Origin of the sequence: Methylobacter marinus A45 (assembly GCF_000383855.1) — a bacterium.
Classification (GTDB): domain Bacteria; phylum Pseudomonadota; class Gammaproteobacteria; order Methylococcales; family Methylomonadaceae; genus Methylobacter; species Methylobacter marinus.
Map to the genome: position 1 here is coordinate 2773986 of NZ_KB912877.1, position 15467 is coordinate 2789452.

Consider the following 15467-nt stretch of genomic DNA (forward strand, 5'->3'; position numbering starts at 1 on the left):
CTATCCCTTATTCGAAAGCCTTGAAGCGGCAATCCTCTCAAATTAATAACCTCGTTTTTCGTCCTCCCGTCATGACTGACGGTCCTTCCATGCAAGCTCTGGTGGAAGCGAGCCCGCCCCTGGATAACAACTCCAGATACTGTTACCTGCTCCTGTGCGAGTACTTCGCGGATACCTGCGCGGTCGTTGAAGCCGACGGCGAAATCCTCGCCTTCGTCACCGCCTATGTCCCCCCCGGCAAGCCGGATACGCTGGCCGTCTGGCAAGTTGCCGTGGCGTCTTCGTTGCGCGGACAGGGCGTGGCCCGCCAATTGATCGATCATGTGCTGAGACGGCCCGGTCTCGAACATATCCGATTTGTCGAAGCCACGGTCAATCCGTCGAATGATGCGTCCCGCGCGTTGTTTGCCTCGTTAGCCAAAGCTTGCGAGACAACGATGAGCGAGGCCTGCATTTTCCCCAAGACATTATTCCCCAGCGGCCATGAGCAGGAAAACCTGCTCAGGGTAGGACCGTTCCAGATTCACACAGCAATACAGGAGCAATCATGAGAATTTTTGAAGAAATGGAATCCGAAGTGCGCGGCTATATCCGCTCATTCCCGGCCGTGTTCGACACGGCCAGGGGATCGGAGATGTTTGATGAGCGCGGCAACCGCTACATCGATTTTTTCGCTGGGGCAGGCACGCTCAATTATGGCCATAACAATCCGGCTATCAGTCAGGCGCTCATCGAATATCTGCAGAATGACGGCATCGTCCACGGCCTGGACAAGGCGACCGTGGCCAAAAAGGTTTTCCTGCAGAAGCTGGCCGATACCATTTTCGCGCCGCGCAACCTGGAATACAAAGTGCAGTTTACCGGTCCGACCGGAACCAATGCGGTCGAGACCGCGCTCAAGCTGGCGCGCATGGTCAAGCAGCGCTCCAACGTGATCGCTTTCACCAATGCCTATCACGGCCTGTCCATGGGCTCGCTGGCGATCACCGGCAATTCATTTTACCGCGACGAATCCTACGGCGTGCGCCATAACAGCGCCTTCGTGCCGTACGACGGCTACTTCGGCCAGGATGTCAATACCATCGATTACCTGCGCCGCTTCCTTATTGACCAGAGCAGCGGTATCGATCTGCCGGCGGCCATTATCGTCGAAACCGTGCAGGGCGAGGGCGGCATACACGTCGCCAGCGACGCATGGCTGCGCGAACTCGAGTCGCTGTGCCGCGAATTCGACATTCTGCTGGTCCTGGACGACATCCAGATGGGCAACGGCCGCACCGGTACTTTCTTCAGTTTCGAACGCGCCGGCATCACGCCGGACATGGTGACTGTGTCCAAATCCATCGGCGCGGGCCTGCCATTGTCGCTGTTGCTGATGCGCCCGGAACTGGATCAATGGAAACCGGGCGAGCATACCGGTACGTTCCGCGGCAATAATCTCGCCTTCGTCGCCGCAACCAAGGCTCTGGAATACTGGGATACCCCGGATTTCGCCGAAGGCGTCAGGCACAAGGGCGAGATCTTCAGGGAAAGTCTGCAGGCCATTGTCGACAAACATCCGGCCATCAACGGCGAACTGCGCGGCGTCGGCATGGTCTGGGGCATCGAATTCGCCGATCCGGGTTTCGCCGGCGCCGTGTCCGAAGAAGCATTCAAGCAAGGACTGGTGATCGAAACGGCCGGGGCCAACGGCCAGGTGCTGAAGTTCCTGCCGGCGCTGACCATGGACGAAGCGATCATCACAGAGGGATTGGCTATCATCGAGAAGTCGATCGAGGCCGTGCTGGAAAAACGCAAGTCGTTGCGTGCCGGGAGCCTGTCATGATCGTACGTTCACTGCAAGACATCATCGGCACCGAGCGCGATGTAAAAGCTGAAAACGGCAACTGGGAAAGCCGTCGTCTGCTGCTCAACAACGATGCGCTGGGCTTTTCCCTGCACGACACCATTATCCATGCCGGCACCGAAACGCTGATATGGTACAAGCATCACCTCGAAGCCGTGTACTGCATCGAAGGCGAGGGCGAGGTCGAAACCACCGAGAACGGCAAGATCTACCCGATCAAGGCGGGCACGGTCTATGCCCTCAACGGCAACGAACGCCACCTGCTTCGGGCGCATAGCACGATGCGCATGGTTTGCGTCTTCACGCCGCCGATTACCGGCAGCGAAGTCCATGATCAGGACGGTGCCTATCGTCCGGGGGCAGAGATAGCGGCCGGACAATAACGTCCGGCCGCGGCTAGCAGGAGGGACTGCCATGGTCATTGCCAGCTTTATTTTCTTTTTACTGATCTTCGTCGCGATAGGCATGCTCTCGGCGTTAAAGAGCGAGGGCAGCGCCGAGGATTACCTGACGGCCGGCAAGAGCGTGCCGGCCTGGCTGGCCGGGCTGTCCGCCGTGGCCACCAATAACAGCGGCTTCATGTTCATCGGCATGATCGGGCTGACCTATTCCACCGGGTTGTCGTCGATCTGGCTCATGCTGGGCTGGATTGCCGGCGATCTGGCGGCCTCGCTCAGCATCATGCGCCGCTTGCGCGAGGTCAGCGCAAGCCCCGGCATTCATTCCTTCGGCGCTTTGCTGGCGCGCTGGCACGACACGGATTTCCGCTGGCTGCAACGCCTTGCCGGCGCGTTGACTATCCTGTTCCTGGGCGCTTATTCCGCCGCCCAACTCAAGGCGGGCAGTAAGGCGCTGCACGTGTTGTTCGGTTGGGACGCCTCGACGGGAGCCCTGATCGGCGCCGTCATGGTGATCCTTTACTGTTTCGCGGGCGGCATTCGCGCCTCCATCTGGACCGATGCGGCGCAATCCTTTGTCATGCTCGCCGCCATGCTGGTGATGGTGTTTACCGGCCTGCAGCAACTGGACGGTTTCGGCGGCGTTTATCCGGCGCTGCTGCAAGTATCGCCGACTTACATGAACTGGTTTCCGGAAACGGATGGCTGGGGGCCGGTACTGTTCGTGCTCGGCTGGGTATTTGCCGGCTTTGGCGTGGCGGGGCAGCCGCATATCGTCATCCGTTTCGTTAGCCTCGACCACCCGCAATCGATTGGGCGCATGCGGCTGTATTATTACAGCTGGTTTGTCATGTTCTACTCGCTGACCATCGCCGCGGGCATGCTGGCGCGCCTGCTGTTGCCCGAATCGGCCGCGTTCGATGCGGAACTGGCGCTGCCCACGCTGGCCATGGAGATGCTGCCGCCGGTGCTGATCGGACTTTTTCTGGCCGGGCTGTTTGCCGCGACCATGTCCACCGTCGACTCGCTGATCATTGCCTGTACCGCCGCGTTTACCCGCGATTTCCACGGCGCACGGACTCCCGGGATTTTCATCACCAAACTGGTGACGCTTTCAGTCGTGGCGGTCGCCCTGGGCTTCGCGTTGTCGGACAGCCGCAGCGTGCTGAGTCTGGTACTGATCGCCTGGGGGCTGCTCGCATCGGCGTTCGCGCCTTTATTGCTGGTGTATGCGTTTGATGGCAAGCCCGACGAGAAACTGGCGATATCGATGCTGCTGGTCGGCGTCGCCGTATTCCTGCTCTGGCGTCATTTCGGCCTGTCGCAGCTGGCCAATAGCATCATGCCCGCCATGCTGTCGGGCATGGCGATGTATGCCATCGGCAAAACCATGGGCTGGACGCTCGAAAACACGGGCGGGGAGCGGGCCGGAATCCTGTGACCAAGCCGGTGAGTCGCTGAGGCAAGAGAATACGCTTCCCGCAACTACCTCTCACCGATGGCTTCATCAGGCCGCCTGGATTTTCGCTTCGATAATGGCCTGAATCTCGGGCGCTTCCAGGGTTTCTTTCTCCAGCAGTGTTGCGGCCAGGGCTTCCAGTTTCGGACGGTGTGTCTTTAGCAGTTCCGTGACCTGATCTTCAATGCCGTGAACCAGCATGCGGATCTCATCGTCGATGATCTGCGCGGTATGCTCGCTGAAATCGCGCTGCTGGGTCATTTCCCGGCCCAGGAAGATGTGTTCCTCGCCCCGGCGGAAGGCGACCGGGCCGAGCTTGGCGCTCATGCCCCAATGGGTCACCATGTGCCGGGCCAGCCGAGTGGCCTGTTTGAGATCTTCCTCGGCGCCGGAACTGAATTCGCCGAACACCAGCTTTTCGGAAATCCGGCCGCCCAGCATCACGCCGATGCGGTCGCGCAGGTAGCTTTCCGGCAGGTTGTGCCGCTCTTCTTCGGGGATCTGTTCGGTCGCCCCCAGCGCATGCCCGCGCGGAATGATGGTCACCTTGTCCAGGGGGTCGGCATTGGGCAGCAGGCTGGCTATGACCGCGTGCCCGGCCTCGTGATAGGCGATCAGCTTTTTTTCTTCCTCGCCGATGACCATTTCGCGCTTGCCGCCGAGCACGATCTTGTCCCGGGCATTAAGCAGCGACGCCATGTCGACCTGCTCCTTGTTCTCGCGTCCGGCCATCAAGGCCGCCTCGTTCACCAGGTTTTCGAGATCGGCGCCGGAGAAGCCGGCCGTCAGCGCCGCCAGCCGTTCCAGGTCAACGTCTTTTGCCAATGGAACCGCTTTGGTATGGATTTCCATAATCTGGATGCGGGCCTTTTTATCGGGCAGGTCCAGGGTGATCTTGCGGTCGAAGCGGCCCGGCCGCAGCAGGGCGGGATCGAGCACGTCGGGCCGGTTGGTGGCCGCCAGCACGACCACCGTTTGATGAGGTTCGAAGCCATCCATTTCCCCCAGTATCTGGTTCAGGGTCTGCTCCCGCTCGTCATGGCCGCCGCCGAGCCCGGTGCCGCGCGCCCGGCCGACCGAGTCGATCTCGTCGATAAAAATGATGGAAGGCGCTTCCTTTTTCGCGCTTTCGAACATATCGCGCACGCGCGAGGCGCCGACGCCGACAAACATTTCGATAAACTCGGAACCGCTGATGCTGAAGAAGGTCGCTTCGGCCTCGCCGGCCACGGCCTTGGCCAACAGAGTTTTGCCTGTGCCCGGCGGGCCCATGAGCAGGATGCCTCTGGGGATATTGGCGCCCAGTTTCCGGTAGTGCCCGGGGTTCTTAAGGTAGCTGGTGATTTCCCGCAAGTCGCGCTTGGCGTTTTCCAGGCCGGCGACATTGTCAAACGTGACCATGGACTCCCCTTGCTGAAAGCGCTTGGCCTTGGACTTGCCGAAGCTGAAAACGCCGCCCTCCGCCCCGGTCATGCGTTCCTGCATTTTTCGGCTGGAGTACCAGAACAGGCCGATGATCAACAGCCAGGGAAGAAAGCCGATCAGGACGCGGGCCAGCCAGTCGGTCTGCTCCGATTCGGCAATCACTTCCACATCGTGCTGTTCAAGCAGGGCAATGAGCTCGGGATCGTCCACCGGCGGCAGCGTGGTCACGAAGCGGTTCGGCGCCTGCCGGCCATCTGGCTCGGCTTCGGCCCTGTCTTGCCGCAAGTTGCCGGAAACCTGATCGCCCTGCAACGTGACTTGCTCGACCTCATTGGCGCGGACTTTGTCTTTAAACGCGGTATAAGAGAGCGTTTGCGGTTGTTGGCTTTGGCCGAGGTTATACCAGTGCCACGAAAACGCCAGCACGATCAGGAGCCACAGGACATAGCGCCACCAGGGAAGTTGTGGCTGCTGAGGGGGCTGTGGCCGAGAGATCTTGTTGGCAGGCTGTTTATTAACCATAGTGTCAGATCCGTTATGATTGCGCGTGAGCTGGCGTGCCTTTCATTCGATATTACGTTTTTGGACGCGCTCCGGCGCATTTAATTCCGGACCTTGATTTTTGCGTAAAGATTACCGTCTCATCAAGGTTCCGATGCCTTTTTGCGTTTTTTCGGCGCCCAGGTTTTGCCGCTGGCCCACCAGGGACTGGAAGGATGGCACAGGCGGAAATAGTTCGAGTCTTTTATCGTGTCGGATATGGCTTCATCGACCGGGTCTCTGATCGACGCGGTGCAGCTATTGATCACGACGGCTTTGCAATCTTTCGTGTAATCGCGAAGCCGTTTGACGAAATAACGTTTGCCGATGAGTGGATTGTCCCAGCATTTCATAAAGACTTCGGTGCGGTATTTTTGCGGCGACTTGCCCAGCGAGCATTGATGCTGGACGGCATTCATCAGGATCAGGTCGAATGGCTGTCGGTCGGGAATGTGTCGAACGTCCAGGCCCTTGGTCGCATAGGCTAGGAAAGAGTGGATATTTTCGCCGGTTTTGCCGTTGGCGGGTCCAATCGGGGCTTTGGTCAGCTTGTTGAATTCATCCTTATGCGGGCTTTCCAGAATAATGATCAGCCGTGGGCCGGACGATTGGTTCAGATGTTCGGGTAAGTCCAGTCTTTGCGTGAAAAGGCCGGCACCGGGCTGTCCTTCGTATTTAAACCCTTGTTCCGAGCCTTGATAAACCGCCGTGCCGACATATTGATCGGGGCACGGCAGGGTGGCGACAGTACTGTCATCATAGATAATTGTCCGGATTATCTGCTTGAATTCCGCTTCGTGGTCGCTCATGTGGCCTCCTTAAAGGGGTAATGGGGGCTTTGCACCGTCAGCAAAGTCGACTTGTTTTTTAATGCCAGATTAGACAATAAAAAACGATAAGAAACTGACGTTACGCAGTTAGTTCTGCGGGACAGGTACTGATGCCTGACAGAGAATCAAGCAAGGCTGCCGAGCCATTGCGGCCCGGGCTTGATGAAGGTAAGGATTCGGCTAAAAATAACATCCCGTTTTTTATGATCCTCTGTGGGAGCGATGCCTTCATCGCGATTAAAGACTGCCGCAAGTCGTGATGTGTACCCTAAAGGGCATAAAGGCATCGCTCCCACGGGTGCCGCAATCTCGCCCGACAGGTGGATTTATTGAGCCGCTTGGCCCAAGGCACCACCGCAGCTGCTGCCTTGCCCGGCGGTGCAACCGTAGCAATGCTGGCGCACGGAAATGGGCGAGCCGGTTAATGCGAGCCGGGTTAAATCGCTCAGGCGGGTTTTGCCGGCGGGGCTTGCGCCTAAGGGCAGTTGCAGCATCTGGTTGAAGTCGCAGTCATAGACCATGCCCTGCCAGTCTATGCTCAAGGTATTGCGGCACATGACCTGGTCGAGATTTTCGGGCCGGTAGTTGTCTTTTAACAGCTGCAGATAATCCTTGAACAGGCCTTTGCTGATCAAAGTGCTGCCGAAACGCTGAATGGGAATGTTGGTCAGGGCAAGCAGCTTGTTAAAGACGATGTCGTAGTTTTCGCTCAGGTGTTTTTTATAGGCTTGTTCCAAGGGCTGTTGTTCGGGCGGCAGGCGGGTGCCTTGTGGATTGAACACCAGGTTGAGTTGAAGACCGGTATCCGGCTTGCCGTAGCCGAAACGGTTCAGTTTTTTCAGCGCCGCCAGGCTGGCCATGAAAGTGCCCTTGCCGCGTTGTTTGTCGACATTGTTTTCGAGATAACAGGGCAGCGAGGCGGTGATGACGACCTGGTTGTCGGCAAGAAACAGGGCCATATCCTCGAACCCCAGTTCCTGGAGGATAACCAGGTTGCAACGGTCGATTACCGTGACGTTCATGGCCCGCGCCCGCTTGACCAGGTATTTGAAATGCGGATTCATCTCCGGCGCGCCGCCGGTTAAATCGAGTGTATGAATGCCGTGTTTTTCGATAAAGTCCAGAACCTGGTCTATCGTGGCCTTATCCATTAGCTCGGTGCGGCTGGGTCCGGCGTTGACATGGCAGTGCGTGCAACTCAGGTTGCACAAATAGCCCAGGTTAACCTGCAATATTTCCAGCGTGTTTCGGGTAATAGCGGGAAAATCGGTGGGTTCCAGGTACGGTAAGGTGTCATGCATCGTGTGTTTACTCTGTGCTGAAGTATATATCGCCATAATAGGCTGTTGCTTGGCCATGGGCGTTGTCGGTATCGGTCATGAGGGCAACGGCGTCAATATATTGGATGTCTTCGCCGAACTGTTGTTTCAGGTCGGCAAGGATGTTGCGTTTTTCTGTCTGCCAAATGCCGGTTGGATCATCGGAGGATCTAAGCGCAATCATGATGGCATGGTCGCCGGCAAAGGCATTGGGCCAGATTTTACCTTTAGACGAGGTGCTTGCCCAGACATAATTGATGGCCCGGGTGCGCCAGAAAGCCAGGCCGCCGCTGACCACGACATACACGCGCGCGGCGTAATCGTCGCCGGATTTTTCCTGCTCGTCGACAGGGCCGAGCCGGTTCTCGATGCGCCAGCGCCAGTTCATGAAGGGGGTTTTGTGCAAATCGATGCGCTGCGGCTTGTACAGTCCAGAGGCGCTGCCGTTGCTGACGGCTTGTAATACTGTTGTGGCATCAAGATCGATCAGCCGGTATTCAGTCTGACCTTCAAAATCCTTGCTTTGCCATTGCGCCAGCGATCCGGCGGAAAAATGGCCGATCATGAGCTTGTGATTATTTTCCGCGGCCGCCATGGATGAGAAAAGCAGGGCCATGACGCCGGCGATTGAAAGTCTGTGGATATTGCGTGGTAATAGATTCATTATTAGCCTGATATTGGATATTAATGACTTAAGTCGCTACAGAACAAAAAAGCTTACGCACGCTCGGCGAATAATTGATAGCTGCCGCCACAGCGCACCATTGCAACAATGGATCGGCAACATGATTTTTAAAAAAAACATTGAACTTTTTATAAAAAAAATCAATGCAGAGCTAGTTTATTTTTTTTGTTGCTATATAATACGCGCTTCACAAACGTTATCGATGCCTCGGTGGCGAAATTGGTAGACGCAAGGGACTTAAAATCCCTCGGTGGTAACACCGTGCCGGTTCGACTCCGGCCCGAGGCACCATAATCAGATCAAGGGCTTGCAGACTTCTGTACAGCTCTTTTTTTATGCCTGGGATTATTTGCGGTTGATTTTGGATGAATCAATACCTTTTTTGGTTCAAGTTAATGACTGTTAATTATATTGTTTGGTTTCAGGTTGAATATATCCCCCAAAACTACGTTATGACCTGAGAATGCGCTGAACAAAAATGTTAGACAGTGCTTGCCGACCCTGTTCTTTACCTGAAACGGATGATGAATAGTCAGATATAAACCATGACGAGGTTTCATGACGTGCTTGTTTATAAAGGCGCGGCATCACTTTAACAACTATCGATTAATGGCTTTTCCAACAGGTAGGAATCCACTGATGCTTTTTAGATTCACGGTGATGTTTAAATGATGAAGAAAACATTGCTTGTCTGGTTTTTGGCGCTATTCTCCCTCCAGGCCTGGGGCGAATGCTTTGACGAAAACAAGGATGATCAGGCAAATTTTGCTGCCTGCAGAAAAGAAGCGGAGCGAGGAAACAGCGATGCGCAGTTTAACATCGGCATCATGTACGACAATGGGCAGGGCGTAGAGCAGGATTTCACCCAGGCGATCAAATGGTATACCAAGGCCGCGCAACAAAATAATGTCAGCGCACAGTTCAATTTAGCTTTGCTTTATGCCGAAGGTGACGGAACGGATCAGGATTACGCTCAGGCATTCAAATGGTACACCAAAGCCGCCGAGCAAAATCTCCCGGAGGCGCAGTTGAATCTGGGCACGCTGTATGCCAATGGCCAGGGTGCGCCGCAAGATTACGCGCAGGCCTATAACTGGTATGTCAAGTCGGCTGAGCAGGGCAATGCCGGCGCGCAGTTCAATTTGGGCAACATGTATGCCAACGGGCAGGGCACGCCGCAAAATTACTCTCTGGCCATCGAGTGGTATCTGAAGGCGGCCGAGCAAGGCAATAGCGGCGCCCAGTTCAATTTGGGGACTATGTATGCCAACGGACAAGGCACGCCGCGAAATTACGCCCTGGCCATCAAATGGTATCTGAAAGCGGCCGAGCAAGGGCATGTTGATGCCCAGTTCAATCTGGGCAATATGTATTACAACGGAGAAGGCGTGCCGCAGGATTATCTGAAGGCCCACATGTTTTTTAATATCGCCGGCGCGAACGGCGATGAGCCGGCGCAGCAAAACCGGGATATCGTGGCCGAAAAAATGACCCCGGCGCAAATAACCGAAGCCCAGAGGCTGGCGGCGGAGTGGATGCGGGAATATTATTAAGAACCGGGCTAAAATGACTTCCTGAAATTAGTATCTTGCATAGGATGCGCCGACCACAAGCAGGCGCTCCTGGCGTCGGCGCATCCTACGTTTAAACAGGTACATTATTGACGACCAAATCCTAAGCACTCAGGCCGGGCAGAAGATTGCCATGCCAGAATCGCTTTCGGGTTAACGTCCGCCGAAAAGCCTTTTGTTCTTCTTGCTCATGGTCTGGGCGGTTATCCACGTTATTAAATCCCACTTTTTTTATATGGGATCTGTCTCGCTGCAATAATTAAACTATGTTATTTAACGCAATTTGACTGTGTCATTTCACATTTTTTAATCCGCTTGCCTCTATAACCAAGGCTAATCTTATTAATAATCACTTTAATTATCGATAATTTTTCATCCTGGCATCATTCATGCTGATAACTTCGAAATTACAGTTTTACAAAAATAATAAAAATAAGGGGCAATTATGTATAAAAATAGCTGGCTGTCATGGCCACTCATTTGTATAAGCGTAGCGGCAAATGCCGAAGAACCAAGCGCAACGATTAACAAAAATGAAAACAGCACGGCAGAGTTTCCGGTCATGGAAGTGACCGTCACGCCACCAAAATCATTGTCCAAAGCGGAAAAAGAAAATATACCGGCCACGACGGAAAGTGTTACCAAGGAACAATTAACCGAAACCCACAATCTCGTCAATACCGAAGACGCCATCAAATATCTGCCCAGCATTTTAGTGCGCAAGCGTTATGTCGGCGACACCAACGCACCGGTCGGTTCGCGTACTTCAGGCACTTCGGCCAGCGCCCGCACGCTGATCTATGCCGACGGCATCCTGCTGTCGTCCTTGCTGGGCAATAACAACTCCAATACCGGATCGCCGCGCTGGAACATGGTGTCGCCAACGGAAATCGATCGTATCGATGTGATGTACGGGCCATTCTCGGCCGCCTATTCAGGCAATTCCATGGGCGGCGTCATCGATATTACCACCCGCATGCCGGATAAATTCGAGGCCAGCGGCAGCATCAACTCGTCCTGGCAGGATTACAGCCAATACGGGCATGAAGATACCTACGATTCGCAGCAGTACAATGCCAGTCTGGGCGATAGGATGGGTAATTTCTCCTGGCGTTTTGACGTCAGCCACCTGGACAGCCACAGCCAACCGATTGCCTATGCCACGGCTACCAGAACCACGGGCAGTGTAGCCGGCCTGCCGGTGATAACAGGCGCTGTTCCCAACAGGGATGTCAGAAACAATCCGCGCGTGGTATTGGGCGAAACCAATATCAACCACACGGTTCAGGATACCTTCAAATGGAAACTGGCTTACGACTTTACCCCGGACATACGCGCCTCTTATACCCTGGGCCTATGGCAAAACGATGCCAACGGCAGGGCCAATACTTTTTTGCGCGATTCCGCCGGCAATCCGATCTACAGTGGCAGTGTCAACATAGATGGGCAGCGATACAATATCGGTGCGGCATCACTGGCCAACAATCTTGTTGATCAAATGCACTGGTCGCATGGCATGTCGATCAGGTCCGACACCGGCGGCCTGTTCGATTGGGATCTGAACGCCAGTCTGGTGACGTATGGCAAGGATACCCAGCGTTCGCCGCTTACCGCGCAAAACGTAGTCTCAGGCGTAGCCACGGCGCCGCCCGACGGTGCGGGGCAAAAAACCCAATTGACCGATACCGGCTGGCACACCGTGGATGCCAGGGGCATCTGGCGGCCTGATACCGCTTGGGGCGCGCATGAAGTGAGCTTGGGCTATCATCATGATCTTTATGAGCTGTACAACCCCGTGTATAACACCAGCGAGTGGAAAAGCGGCGCCAACGGCAGCTTGCGCGGCAACTCGGAAGGCAAAACCGAAACCAATGCCGTCTGGCTGCAGGATGTCTGGGATTTTAATCCAGAATGGCGCATGACCCTGGGCGGCAGACTTGAAAATTGGAATGCCTATGATGGCTTGAATGCAACCGTCAGTGGCGGCAACCTGGTGACCATTCAGCAGGACAACCGCAGCGATCTGCTGTTTTCGCCCAAGGCCGCATTGAGGTGGCAGCCGAACGATCGCTGGCAGGCCACGGCAGCCATCGGCCAGGCCTACCGCTTTCCGACGGTAACGGAGCTGTATCAAATAACGCCCGCAGCGGTCAATATCCAGACCGGGCTTACCGAGTCCGTCATCAATGCCAACGCCGGTCTGAAACCGGAAGAGGCCTTGTCATCGGAACTTGCGGCGACCTACTTTATGGATGAAGGCCGACTGCGGCTTAGCCTGTTCCATGAGCGGGTCCGCGACGCCATTTTCAGTCAGCCGAGCACCCTTTACAGAAACATTAACGGCACTGCCATTAACACCGTGCAGAACGTCGATGAAATCAATACGTTCGGCATCGAGTTGGCGGGAGAAATGCAAAATGTCGGCATAACGGGGCTGGATATTTCCGGCAGCGCGACCTGGGCCGATTCCAGGATCACCGAAAATGACGCCAATCCCGCGACCATCGATAAACGTCAGCCCAGAGTCCCGGAATGGCGGGCGACCGGCACCATAACCTATCATCCGATTGAGAAACTGAGCACGTCGGTAAGCGGGCGCTACAGCAGCGTGCAATACGGCCAGCTGGATAACAGCGACGTCAATCACGCCACATATTTTGGCTTGACCGATTTCTTCGTCGTCGATTTGCGGGCACGCTATGAGTTGACCAAGCAGGTCAGCATTGCGGCGGGGATCGATAATGTCAACAACGACAATTACTGGATATTCCATCCCTTTCCCCAGCGCACTTACTTTGCCGAGCTGAAATACACTTACTAGGGATGCAGGTGTCGAGGAAAATTGTATTAATTAAACTATGTTATTTAACGCGCTGATTGTGGCAAATAACCTATTTTGGCGAACTTCTAACCTCTAGCGCTAGCGTTAATTTCCTACTAATAGAGTCAGGTAAGTTCATAGCTATCAAACATTAAGAATCAAGGCTAAAAAAATGGCATATATGCTGCTTGAATTTGGCATACCCTGTTCACACATCGCCGGATAAGAAAAAATGAAAAAAGGCATATTTATATTAGGAATAAGTTATTTAAGCAGTCCCATGGCTGCGGAACCTCCAAAAAACGATACTGGGGAACCCTATCAAGGTGAAGATATGGTGATCACTGCCCCCATGCAGTCGTTGTTCCCAACAACGACTCAGGCCACGCCTTCATATAGCACTACCGCGGAAGAAATTGAAACACGGGTTAATGCGACCACTGTCGAGGATACGGTCAGATACGCGCCCGGCGTGTTGATTCGTAAGCGCTTCATCGGGGACCCGAACGGCACCATGGGTATACGCGCATCGAATTCGTTCCAGACGACACATTCATCGGTTTACGCCGACGGCATGCCGCTGCACAACCCGGTACAAACCAGGTATAACGGTGCGCCCCGATGGTCGATGGTCGCTCCGAGCGAGGTCGAATCGGTGGAAGTGCTGTATGGACCGTTTTCCGCGCAATACGGCGGCGCTTCGTTCGGTGGCGTGGTCAATCTGAATACCCGGATGCCGGAACAGTTTGAAGCCCATATGGATGCGATGGGGATATTCCAGGACATGCACCGCGGCGGCCGCAATGAACTGCTGACCGGATACAAGACCAATATTTCAGCGGGCAACCGTTTCGACAAGTTCAGCATTTTCGGCTCTTACAACCGCTTTGAGAATGAGGGGCAACCGCAGTCGCCCCGTACCAACCGTGTCTCGAGCGGTACTGATGGGATCGCCGCCGCCGGCGGGCTGTTTGAAAACCAGCCTACGGGCGCGCCCGGTATTTGGTATGGCGATGACGGCATAGCGCAGCAAGCCACTGACCTGTTCAAGCTTAAAATGGGCTACGATTTTACTGACGATTTGAAAGGTTTGTTCACGATCGCCTATGAGCAACGGTTTGGCGAAACGGATGACCCGTTAAGCTTGTTGAAAGACGCCTCAGGCAATACGTTATGGGGCGGGGGGACAACGGCAGGGTTATCAAGTAATAGCCTGGCTAATGGCGGCGTTTTCACTCAAAACGGAAGAACATTTACCGTGCCAGGTTCGGCTTTTTCAGTCGGTGAGTCGGAGCGAAATACCTTAAACTACGGCCTCAATCTGAAAGGCAAGATCTCCGAGGACTGGAGCATCGATACCACGGCCAGTTATTACGATGCCTTTAAAGACCGGTCCGTCAGTTCCAATCTGAACCCCAATCATCCGTTAAACCAAAACAAGGGCCAGGTGACCGATGTCGATGCTTGGTGGGCCGCTTATGACCTGAAACTGGCCACCGACAACTTTCTGGACCGCGATGATCTGTCGTTCATGGCCGGCTATCAGTTCAATCACGCTCACCTGAATCTCGATGTGTTTGACAGCAATAATTATCTGCTGCAAAGCAAAGACAGGCACCGTTCCGACAGCGGCGGCGAAACGCAGACCAATAGCGCCTTTTCACAACTGGAATGGCGCTTTCTGCCGGACTGGAGCATCATGGCCGGAGCTCGATTCGACCACTGGCAATCCATCAATGGCCATGTCCGCGATTTTTCGAAAAACGATATTCAAAATTATGCCGACCGCGACGCTTCCCGGGTTTCCCCCAAGGCTTCATTGGAGTATTCACCGAATGCCTGGACATTCCGCTACTCGTTTTCCAAGGCCTATCGTTTCCCGATTGCCGAAGAGCTGTTCGCCAGCGTATCCAGGCTTAATAATCAAAGCATCTCCGCGCCGGATCTGGGGCCGGAAAACGGTTATTTCCATAACTTCATGACCCAGTACGATATTCCCCGGGGTTACATCCGCGCCAATTTCTTTTATGACCAGATCAACAATGAAATTGCCAGCACGTTACAGAACTTCGGATCGGATAGCGTCACGACGTTCCTGCCCATCGAGCAAACCGAAGCTATTGGCGTGGATTTGACCTTTTTGCAGAACGAAATCTTCGATCTGCCTTTGGACTTGATGCTGAACGGTACCTACATCGACAAGCAGATCACCAAAAACTCAAGAAATACGGATCTGGTCGGCAGCCAATGGGACCGCATCCCCAAACTGCAGGCGAACGCGTCGCTAACTTATCATATAATGCCGGCGTGGGATTCGTCGGTCAGCGTGCGTTACCGCAGCGATTCCTTCCAACAACTGGATAATTCGGATACGGAGGCCAACGTGTTTGGCGGCACCGATGAGTCGACATTTGTCGATCTTAGAACCAATTACCGGCTGAATCTGCATCCAAAACTGAAGAGTACGCTGTCGGCGGGAATCGATAATCTCTTTGATGTCAATGCTTATGAAAATCATCCCTATCCGCAACGAACTTTTTTTGTTAAGGCCGCTCTGGACTATTGAGACCGAC

General features: G+C 54.6%; 11 protein-coding genes and 1 tRNA gene. 8 read left to right on the top strand and 4 right to left on the bottom strand.

Annotated features, from left to right (window positions below; genetic code table 11):
• The first annotated feature begins 20 nt into the window (after positions 1–20).
• The 4 genes from ectA to METMA_RS0113045 are packed head-to-tail and all read left to right on the top strand — an operon-like array spanning position 21 to position 3685.
• Positions 21–551 carry a diaminobutyrate acetyltransferase gene (gene ectA / locus METMA_RS0113030; protein WP_036253516.1) on the top strand — a complete coding sequence of 177 codons (531 nt, stop codon included), beginning with the start codon at positions 21–23 and terminating at the stop codon, positions 549–551.
• Positions 548–1825, top strand: coding sequence for a diaminobutyrate--2-oxoglutarate transaminase (gene ectB, locus METMA_RS0113035; protein ID WP_020159539.1), 1278 nt, complete (start codon positions 548–550; stop codon positions 1823–1825). The genes ectA and ectB overlap by 4 nt, the downstream gene beginning before the upstream one ends.
• Positions 1822–2229, top strand: coding sequence for an ectoine synthase (locus METMA_RS0113040; RefSeq protein ID WP_020159540.1), 408 nt, complete (start codon positions 1822–1824; stop codon positions 2227–2229). Before ectB ends, METMA_RS0113040 begins: the two co-directional genes overlap by 4 nt.
• A gap of 31 nt (positions 2230–2260) precedes the next feature.
• On the top strand, positions 2261–3685 hold the full coding sequence (locus METMA_RS0113045; protein WP_020159541.1) for a sodium/proline symporter: 1425 nt from the start codon (positions 2261–2263) through the stop codon (positions 3683–3685).
• 66 nt (positions 3686–3751) lie between these two features.
• Here METMA_RS0113045 and ftsH read toward each other — a convergent pair whose 3' ends face one another.
• The 4 genes from ftsH to METMA_RS0113070 form a co-directional block, all read right to left on the bottom strand.
• Entirely contained in the window at positions 3752–5650 is a 1899-nt protein-coding gene (gene ftsH / locus METMA_RS0113050) for an ATP-dependent zinc metalloprotease FtsH (RefSeq protein ID WP_020159542.1), read from the bottom strand.
• Positions 5651–5772: 122 nt separating this feature from the next.
• Positions 5773–6477, bottom strand: a complete 705-nt coding sequence (locus tag METMA_RS0113055) for a hypothetical protein (protein ID WP_020159543.1) — start codon at positions 6475–6477, stop codon at positions 5773–5775.
• A 347-nt stretch (positions 6478–6824) separates the two neighbouring features.
• On the bottom strand, positions 6825–7799 hold the full coding sequence (gene arsS, locus METMA_RS0113065) for an arsenosugar biosynthesis radical SAM (seleno)protein ArsS (RefSeq protein WP_020159545.1): 975 nt from the start codon (positions 7797–7799) through the stop codon (positions 6825–6827).
• A 7-nt stretch (positions 7800–7806) separates the two neighbouring features.
• A complete protein-coding gene (locus tag METMA_RS0113070; RefSeq protein WP_020159546.1) occupies positions 7807–8481 on the bottom strand; it encodes a DUF3047 domain-containing protein in 675 nt (224 codons plus the stop codon).
• 225 nt (positions 8482–8706) lie between these two features.
• Here METMA_RS0113070 and METMA_RS0113075 point away from each other — a divergent pair.
• From METMA_RS0113075 to METMA_RS0113090, 4 genes are all read left to right on the top strand, one after another.
• A tRNA-Leu gene (locus METMA_RS0113075) sits at positions 8707–8793 on the top strand.
• Between the two features lie 377 nt (positions 8794–9170).
• Positions 9171–10055, top strand: a complete 885-nt coding sequence (locus METMA_RS0113080) for an SEL1-like repeat protein (protein WP_020159547.1) — start codon at positions 9171–9173, stop codon at positions 10053–10055.
• A 463-nt stretch (positions 10056–10518) separates the two neighbouring features.
• Positions 10519–12894, top strand: a complete 2376-nt coding sequence (locus tag METMA_RS0113085; RefSeq protein ID WP_020159548.1) for a TonB-dependent receptor — start codon at positions 10519–10521, stop codon at positions 12892–12894.
• A 280-nt stretch (positions 12895–13174) separates the two neighbouring features.
• Entirely contained in the window at positions 13175–15460 is a 2286-nt protein-coding gene (locus tag METMA_RS0113090; protein WP_232216351.1) for a TonB-dependent receptor, read from the top strand.
• The last annotated feature ends 7 nt before the right edge of the window (positions 15461–15467 follow it).

What these genes read in the sequence shown, in the direction of transcription:
- METMA_RS0113090 (WP_232216351.1), top strand. Translation starts at nt 13,175, where the DNA reads ATGGCTGCGGAACCTCCAAAAAACGATACTGGGGAACCCTATCAAGGT.
- METMA_RS0113085 (WP_020159548.1), top strand. Translation starts at nt 10,519, where the DNA reads ATGTATAAAAATAGCTGGCTGTCATGGCCACTCATTTGTATAAGCGTA.
- ectB (WP_020159539.1), top strand. Translation starts at nt 548, where the DNA reads ATGAGAATTTTTGAAGAAATGGAATCCGAAGTGCGCGGCTATATCCGC.
- METMA_RS0113040 (WP_020159540.1), top strand. Translation starts at nt 1,822, where the DNA reads ATGATCGTACGTTCACTGCAAGACATCATCGGCACCGAGCGCGATGTA.
- METMA_RS0113070 (WP_020159546.1), bottom strand. Translation starts at nt 8,481, where the DNA reads ATGAATCTATTACCACGCAATATCCACAGACTTTCAATCGCCGGCGTC.
- ftsH (WP_020159542.1), bottom strand. Translation starts at nt 5,650, where the DNA reads ATGGTTAATAAACAGCCTGCCAACAAGATCTCTCGGCCACAGCCCCCT.
- METMA_RS0113045 (WP_020159541.1), top strand. Translation starts at nt 2,261, where the DNA reads ATGGTCATTGCCAGCTTTATTTTCTTTTTACTGATCTTCGTCGCGATA.
- arsS (WP_020159545.1), bottom strand. Translation starts at nt 7,799, where the DNA reads ATGCATGACACCTTACCGTACCTGGAACCCACCGATTTTCCCGCTATT.
- METMA_RS0113080 (WP_020159547.1), top strand. Translation starts at nt 9,171, where the DNA reads ATGATGAAGAAAACATTGCTTGTCTGGTTTTTGGCGCTATTCTCCCTC.
- METMA_RS0113055 (WP_020159543.1), bottom strand. Translation starts at nt 6,477, where the DNA reads ATGAGCGACCACGAAGCGGAATTCAAGCAGATAATCCGGACAATTATC.